13 protein-coding genes are annotated in these 19107 nt (G+C 44.4%); 1 reads left to right on the top strand and 12 read right to left on the bottom strand.

From position 1 onward, the window contains the following. Positions 1-69: 69 nt before the first annotated feature. From NLBNIHML_RS01925 to NLBNIHML_RS01890, 8 genes are all read right to left on the bottom strand, one after another. Positions 70-2331 carry a glycoside hydrolase family 3 N-terminal domain-containing protein gene (locus NLBNIHML_RS01925; protein ID WP_494353622.1) on the bottom strand — a complete coding sequence of 754 codons (2262 nt, stop codon included), beginning with the start codon at positions 2329-2331 and terminating at the stop codon, positions 70-72. 98 nt (positions 2332-2429) lie between these two features. After that, complete coding sequence (locus NLBNIHML_RS01920) at positions 2430-3350, bottom strand: carbohydrate ABC transporter permease (RefSeq protein WP_215077816.1); 921 nt, start codon at positions 3348-3350, stop codon at positions 2430-2432. Positions 3351-3365: 15 nt separating this feature from the next. After that, positions 3366-4307: an ABC transporter permease gene (locus tag NLBNIHML_RS01915; protein ID WP_494354653.1), complete on the bottom strand. Its 942-nt coding sequence runs from the start codon at positions 4305-4307 to the stop codon at positions 3366-3368. 176 nt (positions 4308-4483) lie between these two features. Beyond that, on the bottom strand, positions 4484-6157 hold the full coding sequence (locus NLBNIHML_RS01910) for an ABC transporter substrate-binding protein (RefSeq protein ID WP_342573168.1): 1674 nt from the start codon (positions 6155-6157) through the stop codon (positions 4484-4486). A 41-nt stretch (positions 6158-6198) separates the two neighbouring features. Further along, complete coding sequence (locus tag NLBNIHML_RS01905) at positions 6199-7860, bottom strand: ABC transporter substrate-binding protein (protein WP_339261206.1); 1662 nt, start codon at positions 7858-7860, stop codon at positions 6199-6201. Between the two features lie 121 nt (positions 7861-7981). Then, complete coding sequence (locus NLBNIHML_RS01900; RefSeq protein ID WP_339261204.1) at positions 7982-9721, bottom strand: sensor histidine kinase; 1740 nt, start codon at positions 9719-9721, stop codon at positions 7982-7984. Beyond that, positions 9703-11289 (bottom strand): response regulator, encoded by a 1587-nt coding sequence (locus NLBNIHML_RS01895; protein WP_494353621.1) that lies wholly within the window; start codon positions 11287-11289, stop codon positions 9703-9705. The genes NLBNIHML_RS01900 and NLBNIHML_RS01895 overlap by 19 nt, the downstream gene beginning before the upstream one ends. A gap of 102 nt (positions 11290-11391) precedes the next feature. Continuing rightward, entirely contained in the window at positions 11392-13374 is a 1983-nt protein-coding gene (locus NLBNIHML_RS01890) for a hypothetical protein (protein ID WP_494353620.1), read from the bottom strand. A gap of 159 nt (positions 13375-13533) precedes the next feature. Here NLBNIHML_RS01890 and NLBNIHML_RS01885 point away from each other — a divergent pair, with 159 nt between their 5' ends. Continuing rightward, the gene (locus NLBNIHML_RS01885) at positions 13534-14385 is read left to right on the top strand and encodes an AraC family transcriptional regulator (protein ID WP_494353619.1); all 852 of its coding nucleotides are present in this window, start codon (positions 13534-13536) and stop codon (positions 14383-14385) included. Between the two features lie 135 nt (positions 14386-14520). Here NLBNIHML_RS01885 and NLBNIHML_RS01880 read toward each other — a convergent pair whose 3' ends face one another. From NLBNIHML_RS01880 to NLBNIHML_RS01865, 4 genes are all read right to left on the bottom strand, one after another. After that, entirely contained in the window at positions 14521-16833 is a 2313-nt protein-coding gene (locus NLBNIHML_RS01880) for a glycoside hydrolase family 95 protein (RefSeq protein ID WP_494353618.1), read from the bottom strand. 304 nt (positions 16834-17137) lie between these two features. Beyond that, on the bottom strand, positions 17138-18109 hold the full coding sequence (locus NLBNIHML_RS01875) for a diguanylate cyclase domain-containing protein (RefSeq protein ID WP_339242715.1): 972 nt from the start codon (positions 18107-18109) through the stop codon (positions 17138-17140). Next, a complete protein-coding gene (locus NLBNIHML_RS01870) occupies positions 18102-18734 on the bottom strand; it encodes a chemotaxis protein CheC (protein ID WP_339242714.1) in 633 nt (210 codons plus the stop codon). The genes NLBNIHML_RS01875 and NLBNIHML_RS01870 overlap by 8 nt, the downstream gene beginning before the upstream one ends. Next, on the bottom strand, positions 18724-19098 hold the full coding sequence (locus NLBNIHML_RS01865; protein WP_339261196.1) for a response regulator transcription factor: 375 nt from the start codon (positions 19096-19098) through the stop codon (positions 18724-18726). The genes NLBNIHML_RS01870 and NLBNIHML_RS01865 overlap by 11 nt, the downstream gene beginning before the upstream one ends. Positions 19099-19107 lie beyond the last annotated feature (9 nt).

Genomic DNA, 19107 nt, shown 5'->3' with positions numbered 1-19107 from the left:
AAATAAAAAGACGGATTCCGTATGCTGGGATCCGTCTTTTTTCTTCATTTTCTCTACATTGATTGACCTTTAATCCGTTTGAACGGGCAACTGTCCTCCAGGTTTCAATTGACCAAGTAAAACTTTAATCCCGGCAGACGTATTTGGCTCCTGCTTTCCATACACTGCAAGCCCTGAGCGCACGTTCTGAAGATAGATCATCTCGTAAGGGTTACCCAATGACAACAGCGTATATCGCAGATTACTCTTGTTCACTGCATTAATCAAGGTTTGATAATCGCTCCATCCGAACTGGCTGGCTACATTCCGGAATTGGTAAGAAGCAAGAATGACATAATTCGCTTTGCCAATCGCCTGGAGCGTTTCATTCATTTTGCCTTGTCCAACAAGTGCAATTTCAGTCTTTAACGACAGGTTATTAGCAGCTTGCAACAGTTGTTTTTCAAGCTGATTCGCCTGATCCTGCTCGGCTGCGACAATAACAACCCGATCGCCTTGCTGAATTTGATCTGGAAGCATACCTTCGCGGCTGCTGAGTACGGTGACCGCACGTTCTGCGATTTTCTGCTCCACCGCTCGATGCTCCTTCGATCCAATAATACCGTTAAGCTGAGTTAGCTTTTGCGCAAGAGTCTGGTTACGTTCAAACAAACCATATTTCGCTTTCATCTCCAGGATTCGTTTCACAGATGCGTGTATAGTTTCATCCTTGATCGTTCCATTGTTCACCGCATTCACCAGCGTTTGATGGGCCGCTGCTGAATCTTTTGGCATAAGGATGATATCAACACCTGCGGAAACGGCACGTTCTACCGATGTATTCTCCCCAAAATGCTCCGCAATGGCATTCATGGTGAATGCATCGGAAATGATGAGACCTTTATATCCCAGTTCTTCGCGAAGAAGTCCTGTCAGTACTTTTTTCGATAAGGTAGCTGGAATCGGCACACGTTCACCGTCTTTGAGTGAAGTGACATGTTCGTTATCGATGGCAGGAAAAGCAATATGCGCGGTCATAATCATCTCTACCCCGTTTTCAATCGCAGCTCGAAATGGTTTTAATTCTACCGCATCCAATCGCTCGCGATGATGAGTTAGTACAGGCATTCCGAGATGGGAGTCTACCTGCGTATCTCCGTGACCCGGAAAATGCTTCACTGCCGCCATCACCCCGGATTGCTGCAAGCCCTTTATCGTTGCGAGACCTAGCCGCGTTACCAAATCTGGCTCCGAGCCAAACGAGCGTATACCAATGATGGGGTTATCCGGATTACTGTTGATATCCAGCACTGGCGCAAAGTTAATCTGAATTCCCAGTGCCTTCAGTTCCTCCCCAGTCAGCTGACCAGCCGCTTCGGCAAGCGCTGCATCTCCAGTTGCGCCCAACGCCATCTGACCTGGCAGATTCGTACCGCCTGGTATTCGCTTAATCACACCACCTTCTTGGTCGATACTAAGAAATAGCGGAATGTCACCTGCTTCTCTTTGCATATCATGTGTGAACGTTGTAAGCTGCCTTGCGTCAACAATATTTTTGTCAAAAAGAATAAGTCCGCCCAAGTCTTGATCATGGATACTGCGTTTCAGCCCCTCATTAACGCTCGTCGTCGCTTTACCATTCCATTGCCTAACATCGGGCATAAGCATCTGACCCACTTGCTCACTTACCGTCATATAAGATATCAGCTTATCCCAATCTTGCGCCCGAATGGCTGCTTCGCGTTCGAAGCGAATGACTCTCGCCATGAATACGGCATATTCAGCGCGCGTGACAGCTTGATTTGGACGGAAAGTGGCATCCGAATAACCACCGACCAAGCCGTTGGAACTCATAATAAGAATAGGCGCTGCCGCCCAATGCTTGTCCGTATCGGTCCATTTTGCAGGCTTCTTACCTTCCGAGAGTGAATATGCCCTTGTAAGGAAGGCCGCAGTCTCTGCGCGGCTAAGCGGTGCATCCGGACGGAAGGTTCCGTTAGGGAAACCACTCGCAAGTCCATTTTTAGCAGCTATCATGATTTCTCGATGGAAAGGGTGTATCGTTGGAACATCCGAATAGGTTGTGCCATCCACTACTCTCTGAAGCTGATCTGGATAAAGCTCCCGTACCATAAAAGTGACGGCTTGTGCCCGTGTCACAAGTGCCTCAGGCTTGAAGATCCCATTACCGTATCCGGCTACTGTTCCCCGTTTCGCCATATACGTGATGCCATCCTCTGCCCACTTTGAATACTTAAGATCAACAAAATTTTCTTCCGCAGCTGCCGTCCCCACCCCTATAAGCACAGATCCGAGGACGGCACCAATCATCGTCATCCATTTTACATGCATTTGTTTCACTCCTGTTGTTATTCTATGGATGAATAGACGCTAATACGGTATCGTTTGTTGCGTTGACATAATTCAATGAAATGATATGCAGATCATGACTATCCCTTCACGCCACCAATCGTCATGCCCTGTACAAAGTATTTCTGCAAGAACGGATACACCATCAGAATAGGAACACTCGCAATAATGGTCATCGTCGCTCGAATTGATGTTGGCGTAACCGCCGTTGCATTGCTCTCGGCAGACTGATAAGCATCACTTGCTGATGAAGTCGCTGAGGTCGTTGAAGTTTGCAGAATCTTCATTAATTCGTATTGCAACGTGCTTAATTCTTTATTGGAAGAGTTGTAGAGGAATACATCGAACCAGGAATTCCATTGCCCAACGGCTACAAAGAGTGATACGGTTGCCATTGCGGGAATCGTTAGTGGCAGGACAACACGGATAAATGTCGTGAACTCCCCTGCCCCATCTATACGGGCTGACTCCAGAATGCCTTCCGGAAGACCTTCAATAAAAGAACGGATGACGATCATATTGAATACACCGATTACACCCGGAATGATATACACCCAGAAAGAACCGATCAATCCAAGGTCTCGAATCAGCAGATAACCGGGGATCAAGCCCCCGCTGAAGTACATGGTGAACACAAAAAACATTGTAACGAACTTACGAAGCACAAATTCCTGACGACTAACCGTATAAGCAAGCATGGCTGTACAGAAGACGGAGACCACGGTTCCAATGACCGTACGCAGGGCAGAGATCAGCGTTGCGTGATAGATATCGGATTCGCCAAAAATGTATTTGTAATTGTCCAGTGTCCATACACGGGGCCATAGATATATTCCCCCCCGAATGGCATCGTTCGCATTATTGAAGGATACCGCAATCATATTAACAAAGGGATAGATCGTCACAATCATCAGACATACCATGAAGATCATGTTAATGGTGTCAAACGCTCGATCCCCGGTGCTGCTATTCCGCAAGCGGGATGTGTTTCCTTTTCGCATGGTATAGGCCTCCTTTTAGAATAGTCTGCTCTCTCCCATTTTTTTCGCTATATAGTTCGCAGAGAAAAGGAAGACAAAACTGACCACAGTTTTGAATATGCCGGCTGCTGTACCCAAGGAAAAGTTCCCCATCCCTAATCCATATTTCAGTACAAAGATGTCCAGATTCTCCGAATAATCCATGTTCATCCCGTTACCTAGCAGATATTGCGGCTCGAATCCGGATTCCAGAATACTTCCCATGTTCATGATCAACAAGATCACAATAACCGGTTTCAAACCAGGCAGCGTGATATATAACATCCGTTTGAAGCGACTGGCTCCATCGATCTCGGCAGCTTCATATTGCGCTGGATCAATTGCCGTAATCGCTGCCAGATAGATAATAGTGTTCCACCCGACATCCTTCCACACCTCGGTTGCCCCAAGAATACCCCAGAAGTATTCACCTTTTCCCATCCATAGTACCGGACTATCAATCAGGTGAAGCTTCATCAGGAGCAGGTTGATAATTCCGTCTGGTGACAGTACGGTTAATACAATGCTGGAGGCAACAACCCACGAGATAAAGTGAGGCAGATAACTAACGGTTTGCACAAAGCGTTTAAATATGACATTTTTCAGTTCATTCAACAAGAGGGCCAGTGTAATTGCTGTCACAAATCCCAATACCAGTTTAATGGAACTCATGACAAGTGTGTTGCGCAGCACCCGGTAGAAGGTATTGTCTTCAAATAACGTACTAAAATGCTGCCAGCCTACCCACTGCTGATCCGAGAAGGATCTCGCCGGTTTGAAATTCTGAAAAGCCATGGTCCATCCCCATAACGGCAGGTACTTGAAGATAAAAGCCCAGATGACAAAAGGTATACACATCGAGGCAAGTGTTCGTTGTTGCACAAGACGTTTGAAGAATGAATGTGCTCTGGTTCCCTTCGGATTCGAGGCTGGCGGCATCGAGTTAAGGGAGACATTAGGTTTCTCCACGGTGAACCTGCTCCTTTCCTATGCTGTTCATCATGCGAGGAGAAACCGGAGTTTATGTTCTTTCGTCTTCTCCTGCGCATGTACAGTTTGTTTTAACGAGTTTGTTCAAAAAAAGAATTCTTGAACACGTACTTAAAGTGTTCGTATCACCATTTTCCTGCGACTCGATCCTTCACAACTTTGGTAATGGTCGCTTCATAACCAGCTTTGTCCAATTTGTTCAATTCAGCCATGTAGGCATCCCACAGCTTATCAAAATTCGAGGGTGCTCCCAAGATCATTTCCGGCAAGTATTTACGTTGCAAATCATCCGATTTGGTCGTGAAGATCTGTTCAGGTGATCCTTGCTCCAATGCGATGGACCAAGCCGGGAACCAAGGCCGCTCTTCCGGTTTGTTGAACAATTCACTAAAAGTTTGGATACCGTAGGCTTCAAGGAATTTCTTGTCTCCCTCGGTGTAAGATGCAGCGGCCACTTCCGGCTGGTTGCCAGGGCTATAAGCGTTACCATCGGATAGTGTAGATTCACCGCCATATTTCGGCCAATCTGTACCAAAGTAGGTGAACCCGAATTTACGGCTGAGCTCCAGATCATCATGAGCCTTGCGTTGATCTTCATTTGCATAATAAAAGCGGCCCTTTTCATCCACACTGTACGTCTCGTCCTTGATGCCCCATTGCACCAGAACCTGATTCTCTTCCTTCAGCAAATTATCAAAGTATTTGATGATACGAACAGGGTCTTTGGCGTTCACCGAGATACCGGTTGCATAGTTGTTAACGAAGCCGGGAGGATCAACATATTGATCCTTAATTCCTTCATCAAACACGATCGGAAGTGGTGCATAGCGCTTCTCATCAATGCCTGCCGAGAGCAGGTTTTTCGACGCATCCCCAATCTGCCAGCCATAATTGAAGTATCCTAACACACGACCCGAAGTCAGTTTGGCCAAATACTGGTCTTTGTTCATCGTAAAGGATTCCGGATCCAGCATCCCTTGAGCATTAATCTCATTTAACTTCTGAATCCATTTTTTCTGTGCATCTGTTCCGGCGACGACTTTCGCTTCATGGGTAGTCATGTCAACCATGACACTGCCATCGTTCGGATAACCGGCGAGATGCATCGCTGGATTCTGCAAGGTGAAGAAGTTATTGGCCACACCTGCAAGTGACACAAATCCGATCGTCTCTGCACCATCAACTGTTGGATGTTTTTCCTTGTAATCCTGAATCAGATCAAAATATTCATCCAGTGTAGTAATCTTGGGATAATTAAACTCTTTGAGAACAGAGCGCTGAATCCAGAAGGCTCCCCCACCAACATTTGGACTACCTGAATACTCACCCTGATTAGCCGTATAAGGCAGCGCATAGATTTTTCCGTCTTCTGCATTTTTCATTTTATCGAAGTATGGTCCATATACTCTTTTGATATTAGGGCCGTATTCCTCAATCAGATCATCCAGCGGAATATAGGCCCCGGCATCCAATAACTTGGACATCTCACCACTGGAGCTAATGACATCTGGATAGTCTCCACTGGCAATCATGACACCGGCTTTTGTCGCACTATCACCTACCAGATATTCCAACTTCCAGTCCACACCTGTTTGTTCTTGCAACACTTTACCGATTGTTGTTTCGCTTGCCAGAGTATCCTTCTTGCCTGGAGAGAACATGTAATACGAGAACGTGACTGGACTGTTCTCATCATCACCTGTGGCTGAAGGTGATGACGAATTGTTCTGATTGCACCCAGCCAGCAAAACAGTCACTAATACAGCTAAACTTGCTATTCTAACTTTCGCTTTTAACATGTGAATATTCCCCCGTTCCTTATGGTCTCTATGGATTGCACTCACCATTTGCCAGCTACACGATCCTTCACTGCCTGTGTTATCGTAGCTTCATATGTTTTCTTGTCCAGTTGATTCAATTGACTCATATACTCATTCCATGTGTTCTCGAACGTAGAAGGCGAGTCCATAATCATTTTGGGTAAATATTTCTTCTGGAGATCTTCTGCCTTGGTGATGAAAATCTGTTCAGGAGAGCCCTGCTCCAATGCAATGGACCAAGCAGGAGACCAAGGACGCTCATCCGGTGTGCTGAATAGTTCTGTGAATGTCTCCACACCATATTTCTCTAACAACAGCTTGTCACCGTCCGTGTAACTAAAGGTAGCCACTTCTGGTTGATTGCCTGGTCCATAGGCGTTGCCATCCTCCAGTACGGAGTTATTGCCGTAACGAGGCCAGCTGTAATTAAAATAGTCAAAGCCGAACTTACGACTTAATTCGGGATCTTCATGTGCCTTGCGTTGGTCATCATTTTTGAAATAAAAGCGACCTTCGTCATTCACACTATACGTCTCGTCCTCAATGCCCCATTGCACCAGAATCTGGTTTTCTTCCTTGAGCAAATTATCAAAATATTTAACAATTCGCACGGGATCTTTGGCATTTACGGTAATTCCGACACCATAGTTGTTCACAAAACCTGGCGGGTCCACATACTGGTCTTTGACACTGTCATCAAATACGATCGGTAGAGATACATATCGTTTATCATCAAGTCCAGCCTTCTTGAGGTTGTTCGTTGCGTCTCCAACCTGCCAGGAGTAACTGAAATATCCCAGAACCCGACCGGACGTCAACTTGGCGAGATACTGATCCTGGTTCATTGTGAAGGATTCGGGATCAAACATCCCCTGTGCGTTAACTTCGCTCAGCTTCTGAATCCATTGTTTCTGATAATCAGATCCGGCTACCAGTTTGGCTTCATGGCTCTGCATATCCACCATCACACTGCCATCGTTTGGATAACCTGCCAGATGCATGGCCGGATTTAGCAGGGTGAAGAAGCTGCCCGACTCACCCGCAAGTGTGGCGAAGCCGATGGTTTCTTTTCCATCGATCTGCGGATGCTTTTGCTTGTATTGCTCAATCAAGTCAAAATATTCGTCCAGCGTTTTGATCTTGGGATAGTTAAACTCTTTGAGCACAGCCCGCTGAATGTAGAAGCCGGTCTGGAAGTTAGGCTCTGACACATAACCAATGTTGGCTGTGTATGGCAAGAAATAGATCTTTCCATCCTCCTGTCTGAATTTGTCCATATAAGGCCCGTATACCCGCTTGATGTTAGGCCCGTATTGATCGATCAGTTCATCCAGTGGGATAAAAGATCCTGCATCCATCAACTTGGCCATTTCACCACTGGAGTCGATGATGTCGGGGTAATCCCCACTCGCAATCATGACACCTGCCTTGGTTGCACCGTCGCCGACCAGATATTCCATCTTCCAGTCAACACCTGTTTGTTCCTGTAACTTCTTGCCAATGGTCGTGCTGCTTGCCAGAATATCCTTCTTGCCACCGCCAAACGTGAAATATTTAAAGGTGACCGGGGTGTTGTCATTACTGTCAGGATAAGAGGCTTGCGGACTGGCTTTATTGCAACCTCCCAGCGTTACAGCCAGTAAAATTGCCAGACCTGTTATAATGTTTCTTTTTCTAAACATGTAGCAAATGCCCCCTTCAAGTATTGTTTGTGTCTTTAAGCCTTCTCAATATATCAAGATAGCGCTTTCAAAGTTACCCATGAAAGTGTACCTCCTACTTTGAAAAGTATATCCCTCATATTTAGTCGCCTGGCTTGGCTGATGGATCAAGTGGAAGCTTAATTTGGATACGTGTCCCTTCTCCTTCCCCTGTCTGGATGTCAAATGTAAAGTGATTTTTATAACAAAGTTTTAAGCGACTATACGCATTTTTCATGCCAACATGCTCTCCCATATCCGTGTTCTGATTCAGATAGCTCAGCAATTCTTCCAATCTAGCTTGTGACATCCCTATTCCGTTATCCGTTAGTCGGATAAGTAGGTGGTCAATTTCAGTCGAAACGAAGAGTTGAATGATGCCTACACCCGGAGATGATTCAATACCATGAATACTTGCATTTTCCACAAAGGGGAGAATTACCATCTTGGGGATTCGGTACATCAGTACCGCAGGATCAGCTTCAATTCTGTATTGGAGTTTGTCGCCAAAGCGATATTTCTGAATTTGCAAAAAACTCTCGATGAGTTCGAGTTCTTCCTTCACTGTCACATCATTCTGATTCCAACTGATCGACTTGCGAAACATCTTGGCCATGTTATGCACAATTTTGGCGGTCTCTTTCTCGCCCTTGATGAGGCTCCGCATCCGTACCGACTCCAGGGTATTAAACAAAAAATGAGGGTTGATCTGGCTATGGAGTGCATGAAGCTGAGCTTGCTGCTGTTTTAACTCTAGGTCTTTCTTCTGAATGTCAGCTAGATATACCTCATGAATCAAGTTATGGATCGTCTCGGTCATTCGATTGAATTCCATCGTGAGCTGACCGATCTCATCTCTTGCATCTTCAGGAGGAATCGTCTGAAAATTCTGTGTTTTCACTTTTTTCATATGTTTTAGAATCCGCACCAGTCTGACATGGATGGATCTGGACATGGCCGCGATGATGATGGAAGGCAAGACAAAATTAATGCAAGCAAGCCAAACCACGAAGGAACGGGACTTCCGTACCTCCTTCAGCACAATTTCTTCATCCATAACGCCATGCAGGGACCACCCTTCCAGATAGTTAATGCCTGTATACGTAAGTTCAAAGGGAATCATTTTGTTCGGAAACTGGATCTCACTGTAACGTTTCCCTATCAGAGATGCTTCTGCTGTATAATCATTTGAAAATTGGATGTGTCCTCCTGGATCAACTAAATACACTTTTCCGTCGAATCCGCTGTTGTGAAAATACTGCTTGATCGTCTCCATGTTGAGGTCAATTTTAAGTAACTGCTCTCTCCCCCCAGTGTCCAGATTGTCGAGCCTTTGTACCAGACTTAACATTTGATCAGATGAGATCAGAGCCGGATAAGGAGCGGAGTATGCCTGAAATTGAACGTACCAGTCTGAGCTTCGGACCACATCAGTTAAACGATCAATATAACCGGAAGATAGAATGGTAGGATTATCGGTATACACTTGATACCAGCGAATCCCCTGATTCAATTGACCGGAGAATTGCCCTTTCAGGTACGAATTATAAGCGTCAATGTACTCAAAATGACTTCGAAACGAACGCGAGATGGTGTCATTGAACACAGGATCCGTATATAACGAATAAGAGAGACCGACGCCCTGATCAATGGTTACACGCAGGTCGTTCTTCAGATTGTTCAAGGCCATGCCGGCATCACGAGTTTTCTGACTACGAATATTGGCGGATGTAACATTGTAGAACACCACATTGGTAACAACAATGGGAATAAACACGGACAGGACATACATCAGCAGTAGCTTATCTCGAAGCTTCATGTAATTCAGGTTCCATCTTGGCATTGTGCACCTCGCTGTTCATTTCCCATAAGGAGATTGCGATACTCTGTAGGCGATAACTTAACGAGCTTCTCAAACTGGGTTACAAAATAATCTGCATTCTGAAATCCCACGCGTGCAGCGACCTCGTACATTCTCAGATCCGTCTGCCGCAGTAACTTCTTCGCCTCATGAATCCGCAGGTTCAGCAGATAGTCATTGAAGTACTGATTGTAGCTTTTGCGGAATAACCGCCCAAGATAAACGGGATTCATGTAGAAGAGCGCAGCAATGCTTTTGAGATTGATGTTCTCGGTATAATTAGCATCAATATACCGTTTGATCCTGCTGATATCCCCTTTGGATCGCTCCATTCGCAAATGAGACACATAATGCTCGGCTTCCTCCAGCGCCATGAGAAAAGCATTCTTCAGTAGTCTTAAATTCCACCCTTCATGACTTTGTTGTGCCAGCTCCTTTAGCTGCTGCAGCCCTTCATCAGTACCATCCATTTCGTGGACTACAGCGAGAATACCCGTTATATAATGCAACAGAGAACCAGCTACAGCCTGAGGAGAAAATCGATTCATATGAAACAATTTGAATTTCTCTTCTACAATGTTGTGGTAAGCTGCCCTATCCCCCTCTTCCAGGCTCAAGATTAATTGATCTACCTCCTCCTGGTATACATTAAAAACAAACAGTGGTTTGTCTTTGATCTCCGTATAGCGCACGACACCACCAGTTTCTGCATATTTATGCTTGGCTGCTTCTTTAGCCGCCATAAGGGATTGTGGGATATCTCCAATCTCTTTGACGAGTGTTCCTGCGTAAAGACCGATGTCCAGATTAAGCTTTTTGCTCAGTGTTATATGAATAGAATGCAGCTTATCCTGTAACGCCATGCCACCTTGATCAGGTTTAGACCACAACATTAATAATGCAAACATGCCGTGCTGTTGCTCACTGATGAACATTTGGCATAAGTTACTCTCGAGAGATTGTACTGCTTCACGTACCTGTTCAATGGTAATTTTAATTTCATCTAATCCGGTCTGAAGTTCAATCAAAGTCATGAGCAGATTGGAATTATGCTTGATCCCGAGCATCTCGGCATGTCGAGGTTCATCCTGCTTCTGTACATGACCTTTGATCAGATCCTCCAACATGATGCTACTGGCCTGTCCCTCAGCCATGAGTATATGTTTTCTTTTGTTGCAAATGAGATTAGCCGACTTCTGCAACGTCGCCGTCAGTTCTTCATCATCAATAGGCTTCAGAATATAGTCATGAACCCCGTATCTGATTGCCTGCTGTGCATATTTGAAGTCATGATAACCACTGATGATAATGAACACAGGTTCCAGATGAGGCATTTTCTCTACGGCACGAATAAGTTCCAGTCCATCCAGGATCGGCATACGAATATCGGTTATAATCACATCTGGCTGCAGGCGTTCAATCAGATCCAGTGCCTCTAGACCGTTCTCTGCCTCCCCGATAATCTCCATATCAAGATCAATCCAGCTTATGAGCTCATACAGCCCCTTCCGTACATACATCTCGTCATCTACCAGTAATACTTTTAACATACCGTGTGTCCCCTTTCCTCCAACGAAAATAAACCGCCGGTAGCATGTCTCCCTATCGGCGGTATCTAATATGGTGACTGTTGTAGTTATTGCAAAATAAATTCATACAGGTCGCGCATAATCCCAATAGTCGCCAACAAGGCCTTCGATGATCGATCCACTGGCCCATGGCATCAGGCAAAACCAGGTGCTGGCTGGTGTACCATCCGCATATTTTTCAGTGACCAGTCCTTCCGAATGACAGAAGCGTTCAGACATCCATCCTTTTTTGCCATAGCCGAATTCTTGATCATAACGATTATAGGTCTGACAACCCCACCCGATGGTATCCATCATACGTTGGCGAACATAATTGTCTTCCCGTTGTCCAACATAATACAACAGCTCATCCACCAGATTGCTGGACATGGGGTGAATATGCGGATTAGCTACCGAAGTAACACTTCCCCCGGAACTGGACCAGCCTAATGTACTAAGCGGTGGAATCTTAATAGGTGAGTTGTAACAAAATTTGAAGCTGAATTCATAACTGATCGCATCTCTCATATGATCCAGATACAGCTCGTCACCGGTCAACGCGTGCAGAAACCGAACAGCTTTGATGTACGCCAGAATGCCTTCCGAATCAACAGCCTTGTCCGCATCCAGCGGAGCGCCGTAACATTCCATGTGTTGCACATAGGTGTTGTAATAGTGGGCTTCACTGCGTCTGAGCTCATCCAGAGAAGATACATCATGGGTTAACCAACAGTGATATGCCTTGGCAGCAAGACACCAGACTCCACTAAAGGCATCATATTCGAGACCTGCTCTTGTCCGCTCTGACAAAATAGTAGGATATTCTCCATCCGTATTCTTCGTGCACTCCAGACGATCAAGTATTTGTTTGACGTAAGCAAGCCAATCATCGTGTCTCACATTTCGAATGCGCCTCTCATAATCGTAGCTTTTCAGAATGTAGAACATCGCTTGAGCTACAAGGTATGAGGAATGGCCCGGGGTACGCATGCCGTCGAACCACCAGCCTTTAACACTCCATATTCCATCCTGATAGGCATCATACGGAAGTCCCGATTTGGGATTCATGGCGTTCTCAATAATATTTGTAATACAAGATAATGCCTGCTGTCGCATGGACTCATTATTCAGGCGCAGTGCAGACATAAGCATGGGTGCGGCTATCGTCATACCATTTGTCCAACTGATTGAGATAATTTTGTTGTATCGGTAGCCACCACTTTCAGCAGCATCTTCATATACAAATGTTGAATAATGACGATCCTCCGGAAGCCAGGCATATTCATAGATGGCATTGGACAGATCCATTACCGTTGTCCGAATGTCACTTCCTTCTCTTGGTTTTTCGTGATACCTCCTATAGATTGTTTCCAGTGCAGGATTGATGCCCAGTTCTGATTCAGACTCGTAGTTATATAGTTCAAGTGTTAGCCCAACTGATTCACCTGCCGCAAGTTCGAAGCAATTTTCGCCAAGGGGAGCTCGCTCATGGACAAGTTTGGATTTGATAAATAACAACGGTGCATTCTCATATCCCAGCGTATATCCGACCGTACCCTTTTCAATAGAACATGTGAATCCCCCATATTGCAAAAAGCTTCCTTCCATTCCTGGATACCATTGCTTCTTCTGGCTTCCCGTATTAATCCAGTAGGGACTTGCGCTCAGACCAACAATCCGACCTTCATCATAGACAAGTGCAGCCGGATGAGACAGACGATCACTTCGGACCATCCACCAGGGTGATGATGGGCGAGAAGGAATGCCCTCCCTCAGTCTGGGGAACTCATTTGGGACATTCTGGGGTGCTTCGCCCCGGTTGCGGCCATACATAAATGCAGGCAAAAAAAACCTCGGATTCTGTTTGTCCAATGGCATTTCCACTTGAATTACTCCAGACCAGGCATTCTGGCCCTCGTTATAAATCTGAATGTCGGCTTGCCATGGGTCTTCCGCACTGCCGTTTCCGTTTATTACTTTTACGTCAGCTTTGAGAGCATGCTTGTTCAATGCCGTGTACTGTACGTTGTCCTGCACTCTACTTCGTGCCGTGAAAGTCAGATCCATCTTTTCCTCCAATCGCGTTGTACACACCTGAGTGGAAACGCTTGCAATTATGTATCCATCATGCTAGGATGGTTACATTTTATAGGTTTAAGTCTGCAATTTCATTGCATAAACGGCTATATTTATTGCGCGAAACGACAAGGAGGTCATATATCTGATATGAATGAGACTTCAGAATACCTGTTTGATCCAATCCAGAATGAGCTGTTGTATCTTCATCGCAACACCACGTATAATATGGGAACCTTCTATCATCGACATAATGCATATGAACTCTACTTATTTCTTCGTGGCAATGTAAATTTCTATATTGAGAACCGTTGTTACCATTTGCAGCGTGGCGATCTGCTCGTTCTTAGCCCGGAGGAGATGCACCGTTCCTTTGCCTTGGACCAAAATGAATATGAGAGAATTACCATAAATCTGAAAAAGTCATATCTGAACCGCTTGTCTACGGCAACAACCAACTTATCCGCATGTTTCGACTACCGTCCCAAAGGTAAGGGGAATATCGTACATCTTGAAGAATACGAGCTTCATCGAGTGCTGCAATTAGCTAACGAGCTTGAACAGTGTCTCTCATCAAGTGACTATGGAGCGGATATTCAGAGGAATATTTTGATTACTCAGTTACTCCTTCTAACGAATCTAACTTTCCAAAATACGGATTTTATTGCAACGGATATTATGCCGGAACTAGTTCGAAACACGATGGATTACATAGAATGTAATCTGACGAGGCAACTGGACCTCAACCAATTGTCAGAGGCTATGTTCACGAATAAAAGCTATCTTAGTCGGCAATTCAAAAAACATACCGGACTCACGATTCGAGCATACATTCTAAGTCGCCGCATAGAGCTCTCGAAATCTTATTTAATCGAAGGTTTAAGCATTACAGAGGCCTGTTATCAATCCGGTTTTGGAGATTATGCCAATTTTATTCGCAGCTTCACCAAGCTGGTCGGTACTTCACCTGGCAAGTTTGTTAAATATGAATGCCATCTTTAAACATTGCATTGAGCAAATAGACGCTAAATCTTGTCTATATCTTAACTATGAAATGAAAAAGAGCGAATTCACCCGTCAATTCTGTCGGGCGATATTCGCTCATGTAAATCGGTAACTTTATTAATGACTAATCTATTAATTCCAATGATATCCTTTTAATTCAATCATGGAATTCGGGCCTGGAAAGGTTAATTCTATCTTTTGGTCCTGATAGGATACGGTTACAGAAGTTTCTGCAATAGAGCGAATTCTGGTATTCAACAGACGACCCGCCTCCCATTCCAGATCTAATTCAAATCCGCCACGAGCCCGAATACCATGAATATATCCTGTTGGCCAGGCTGCGGGCAAAGCAGGTAACAATCGGAGTACTCCGTCATGGCTCTGGAGAAGCATCTCTGCTATACCTGCAGTACCTCCAAAGTTCCCATCAATTTGGAATGGAGGATGATCACAAAACAGATTGGGTAACGTGGAGGAACGTAGAAGTTCCACGATGTTATCGTGTGCAAGTTCCGACTCCTCTAATCGTGCCCACATGTTGAGAATCCACGCCCTGCTCCATCCGGTGTGTCCACCACCGTGTTCCAATCTTCTGTCAAGTGTTACGCGAGCTGCCTTAGCAAGATCAGGCGTGGCTTGCGCCGTAATTTGCGTTCCCGGATGCAAAGCGAATAAATGGGAAATATGTCTGTGGCCAGGTTCCAATTCATCATAATCGTTACTCCACTCTTGGATTTGGCCATGTTTTCCAATGGAGGTCTCCGGTATTTTGGTTAAAGCATTACGGAGCTGTTCTCCGAATTCCTGATCTTCTTGCAAGATCCGTGTACTCTCAATGCAGCGCGTGAAGAGCTCTCTAATAATCTGATTGTCCATCGAAGCACCAAAGCATAAAGCCCCCGATTCTCCATTATCTAAGATATAGCGATTCTCCGGGGAGGAGGAAGGACATATTACCCAATTGCCGGAAGGATCTTCTATCAGATAATCCAGAATAAACATAGCCGCATCTTTCATCGTGGCGTAAACTTTTTGAAGAAACTGAACATCCTGATTGTATTCATAATGGTCCCACAGATGTAATGAAAGCCACGCTCCTCCCATGGTCCAAAACGTCGATGTCATGCATACATCCTGCGGAGCAGCGTCAGCCCAAATATCCGAATTGTGGTGGGCGACGAACCCCCTGCATCCGTACATGATTCTAGCAGTTTCCTTTCCTCGAACATGCAGTCGCTCTATAAAATCAAACAAGGGAACGTGACATTCAGAAAGATTACAGCTCTCTGCGAGCCAGTAGTTCATCTGTGCATTAATGTTAATCGTATATTTGCTATCCCATACTGGAAGCATATCTTTATTCCATATACCTTGAAGGTTTGCAGGTAAAGAACCTGGACGACTGCTTGAGATAAGCAGATAACGACCGAATTGAAAGTATAGACTTATCAATTCCGGATCATGCTTACCAGCTCTAAGCCGTTCAAGGCGCTGATCGATTGGAAGTTCGGAACAGATAACATCTGTATGATCATCTTCAAGATGTATATCCATCTTTTCGAATAAGGATTGATAATCCGAGACATGATCGGCGAGCAGTTCTTTATATGGCTTTGTGGAAGCGGATTCAATTCTTCGGAGGCACTCTGCTTCGAGTTGTTCCTTGGGTATTCGGAAATCTGTGCAAGCCGAGATTAGAATAGTCGCTGAATTACCATCCTCCAGAGAAAGCTGGCCGCTTGAATAATGAACCTGCCCCCCTTCAGATAGAACGCGAATCCCGCAACAAAATCGAATTCCTTCTTCTCCCCCACTTCTTCCTCGGATAATCAAGTTATTCGTTCCACGCTTCTCGATCCGATCCAGATAGGATTGAAAACCAACAGGATGTTTGAGAATATTGGACCATGATGATGATTCCAGAACAGTTCCCCTGCCAAAAATAGTGGAGAAAGATAACTTTCCAGGTACGCTGGATTTGAGATGAACAACGAGCACTTGATCCGGGTAGCTAGCAAAATAATCACGGCTGTATATGGATTGATCTACGGTATAATGCACGTTTACCTTACCATGTTCCAGATCGAGATGTCTTTGATAATCATTCGGTTCTTGTCCACTGTGATCCATAGCGATGTAAAAGTCGCCTAATGGCTCGTAATGTCTTTGCCCGTCAGGAACACCTACCAGAGTATCTGCTGCGAGTTCTTCTGCTTCACTAATCTTGCCATCAAAAATCAGGTTTCTGATCTGAGATAAAGATTCAAGGGCTTGAGGATTATTCCGCTGCATCGGGCCACCATACCACAGGCTATCCTCATTAAGCTGAATTCTCTCGATCTGTGTTTTTCCAAAAATCATGCCTCCAAGAGTTCCATTTCCGATAGGCAATGCCTCTTCCCATGTTCTAGCAGGTTGATTAAACCAGATATTTTTGGTCTTCACTTTTAACCCTCCAACGAAGTATAATTCCTCACATTTCTTCTCATGTTTAGTATGTTCCGTTCGTATGTTATTTTAAGTGTACTGTAATCTCAAGAGCATTTAAATGAACAAAACTAACTTGAATTATCACAATTTTATCGTAGCGAAAAGTGTTTAATCGTAAATTCCGAAGTGAACAGCAAAAGTGCGACTATCGCACCAACCATTTCGTTCAATCTACGCACCACCAGAAACGTATTTTTTCTTATGTTAATCGTATAGACAAATAAAGTTGCTATTATAGCAACTTTATTAAAAGGCATCTTTAGAATTCTTCAACATGTTCAGGTTCATAGATTCCGTAACCATTTTTGCCATTCTTTTTAATCGTGTACATGGCTTGATCGGCATATCTTAGAAGTTCAGAAGGCTCTTGTCCATGGGTTGGAAACAGGCTAATGCCTATACTTATGGATAGATTAATATGGTTTCCAGCAATTTTAAAATGCGTACTGAATGCAGCATCTAACTTTTTGGCAATTGTTATAGCCTCTTGATCATTCTGTAGATGGCTTAAGATAGTGAATTCATCCCCGCCGAGCCGGGCCACCATGTCTGTGCTCGGGATCGTTTCTCTGAAACGTTTTGCCATCTCCATCAACACTTGATCCCCAACATCGTGTCCATATGTATCATTCACTTGCTTGAATCCATCGGCATCCACAAACATGACAGCAAGTTTGCTATCGTGTCTTTGTGCATTGCTAATTGACCAGGCAAGACGGTCATTATAAGCAAGACGATTAGGCAGACCGGTAAGCACATCATGCAAAGACAGATGTTTGCTCATTCTCGCGGACTTTTTAATTGTGGTATATTCCGTCTCAAGTTCTTTAATCAGATTTTTAAGTTTATACACACGGGTATTTGTATTCGTCATGTCAGTAATCTGAATAAGGGCATAACTGTGATCTTCCAGATAGAGTGGTTCCACGTGCATATTTTGTCTGAATATATATTCATCCTCGCCTTCCCTCGGGAGAATGAATGCCTTATGTAAAGCGCTTGAGCAAAATCTGCTCTGACCGTGATACAGCGCATTTTGCAAAATATTCTGATACATACTCGACTTAAACCGTGGGCAGACTTCAAGCAGATTCAGTCCTATAACCTCTTCCGCATTTTTGCCAGTAAAGCGTTCCAACCAGCCATTCCAAAGAACAACTTTCAATTGTCTATCGACAATGAGCATGCCTATATTGGCTTTTTTCAGTGCTTGTGATAGAAGATTATTCATGGCCAGCTCCTAGCAATGCATCAATTTTGTCTAGCAAAATGGAGATGGAGCTCATACTTAACGCAATAATAATTATTCCTTTCACGTCCGTTTCGGCGAGCAAAAACGATGTATGGAGAACAAGTACATATACTTCGTTTTGAAGCAGTATTTCCGGATCAGAGTGAGTGCCATGAATTAATTCAATATCCGGCAGTACATATTCAAGTTTTAACTCAAGGAAATTGCCAAATTCTCCAATGATGGCATTGAGAAGGACATTGCTGACTTCTTTCAACACATCCAGATCGGTATCCATCAAGCGGAAGTTTTCAGGTATGGTCTCAGTGAGCTCCCCAAGACACATATTTGCCAGGATTTTAGCCTGCTCAGCGGGAAACATCAAAAAAGCTTTTCCTTGAAACTCATAGCCAAATTGAAGAGAAGACCTGAATAGATGCCCTTCATTGAAAAAAATGTTATATCTCCGATCTTTCCGATCAACATCGGAGAAAGAAATCAGTTCTACATCAGGAATGTTCAATACAATATGCCTGTCAACAATCTCTGATAACATATTGGCAGCTTGTCCCACGTATACGTTCACAAGTTCAGTAAGCAAATCCTTCTGCAATTCATTCAGCATGATTGGTCACCCGAATTAATTCAACCAACGTATTTGCTTTATCAACAGTTAAGGGCTTATTCAAAAAGCCTGAGATTCCCAGACTCTCTACTTCTTCACGTGTCGCCTTCTGGATATCCGCGGATAAAATAATAATATGTACATCCCGATCGATTTCCCGAATCATACGCAGCATTTCTTGTCCATTCAAACCAGGCATTAGCAGATCCGTTATGATAAGATCAGGCTTGAATGCCTGATATAAGTTATATCCTTGCTCTCCATTGCTTGCAATCTGAATCTCGCAATCCGTAATATGATCCATAATTAGCTTCCGGACCAATTTCTGTACAAAGATGGAGTCTTCCACAATTAGTACTTTCATTTTCTTTAG

It is taken from the genome of Paenibacillus sp. JNU01, assembly GCF_059130585.1.
The sequence above is the reverse complement of the archived record's forward strand: the minus strand, read 5'-3'. Positions and strand labels throughout refer to the sequence as shown.

Bases quoted from the DNA above. Each gene is read 5' to 3' on its own strand.
- NLBNIHML_RS01885 (WP_494353619.1), top strand. From the start codon at position 13,534: ATGAATGAGACTTCAGAATACCTGTTTGATCCAATCCAGAATGAGCTG.
- NLBNIHML_RS01915 (WP_494354653.1), bottom strand. From the start codon at position 4,307: ATGCCGCCAGCCTCGAATCCGAAGGGAACCAGAGCACATTCATTCTTC.
- NLBNIHML_RS01920 (WP_215077816.1), bottom strand. From the start codon at position 3,350: ATGCGAAAAGGAAACACATCCCGCTTGCGGAATAGCAGCACCGGGGAT.
- NLBNIHML_RS01895 (WP_494353621.1), bottom strand. From the start codon at position 11,289: ATGTTAAAAGTATTACTGGTAGATGACGAGATGTATGTACGGAAGGGG.
- NLBNIHML_RS01910 (WP_342573168.1), bottom strand. From the start codon at position 6,157: ATGTTAAAAGCGAAAGTTAGAATAGCAAGTTTAGCTGTATTAGTGACT.
- NLBNIHML_RS01865 (WP_339261196.1), bottom strand. From the start codon at position 19,098: ATGAAAGTACTAATTGTGGAAGACTCCATCTTTGTACAGAAATTGGTC.
- NLBNIHML_RS01870 (WP_339242714.1), bottom strand. From the start codon at position 18,734: ATGCTGAATGAATTGCAGAAGGATTTGCTTACTGAACTTGTGAACGTA.
- NLBNIHML_RS01900 (WP_339261204.1), bottom strand. From the start codon at position 9,721: ATGCCAAGATGGAACCTGAATTACATGAAGCTTCGAGATAAGCTACTG.
- NLBNIHML_RS01890 (WP_494353620.1), bottom strand. From the start codon at position 13,374: ATGGATCTGACTTTCACGGCACGAAGTAGAGTGCAGGACAACGTACAG.
- NLBNIHML_RS01925 (WP_494353622.1), bottom strand. From the start codon at position 2,331: ATGCATGTAAAATGGATGACGATGATTGGTGCCGTCCTCGGATCTGTG.
- NLBNIHML_RS01875 (WP_339242715.1), bottom strand. From the start codon at position 18,109: ATGAATAATCTTCTATCACAAGCACTGAAAAAAGCCAATATAGGCATG.
- NLBNIHML_RS01905 (WP_339261206.1), bottom strand. From the start codon at position 7,860: ATGTTTAGAAAAAGAAACATTATAACAGGTCTGGCAATTTTACTGGCT.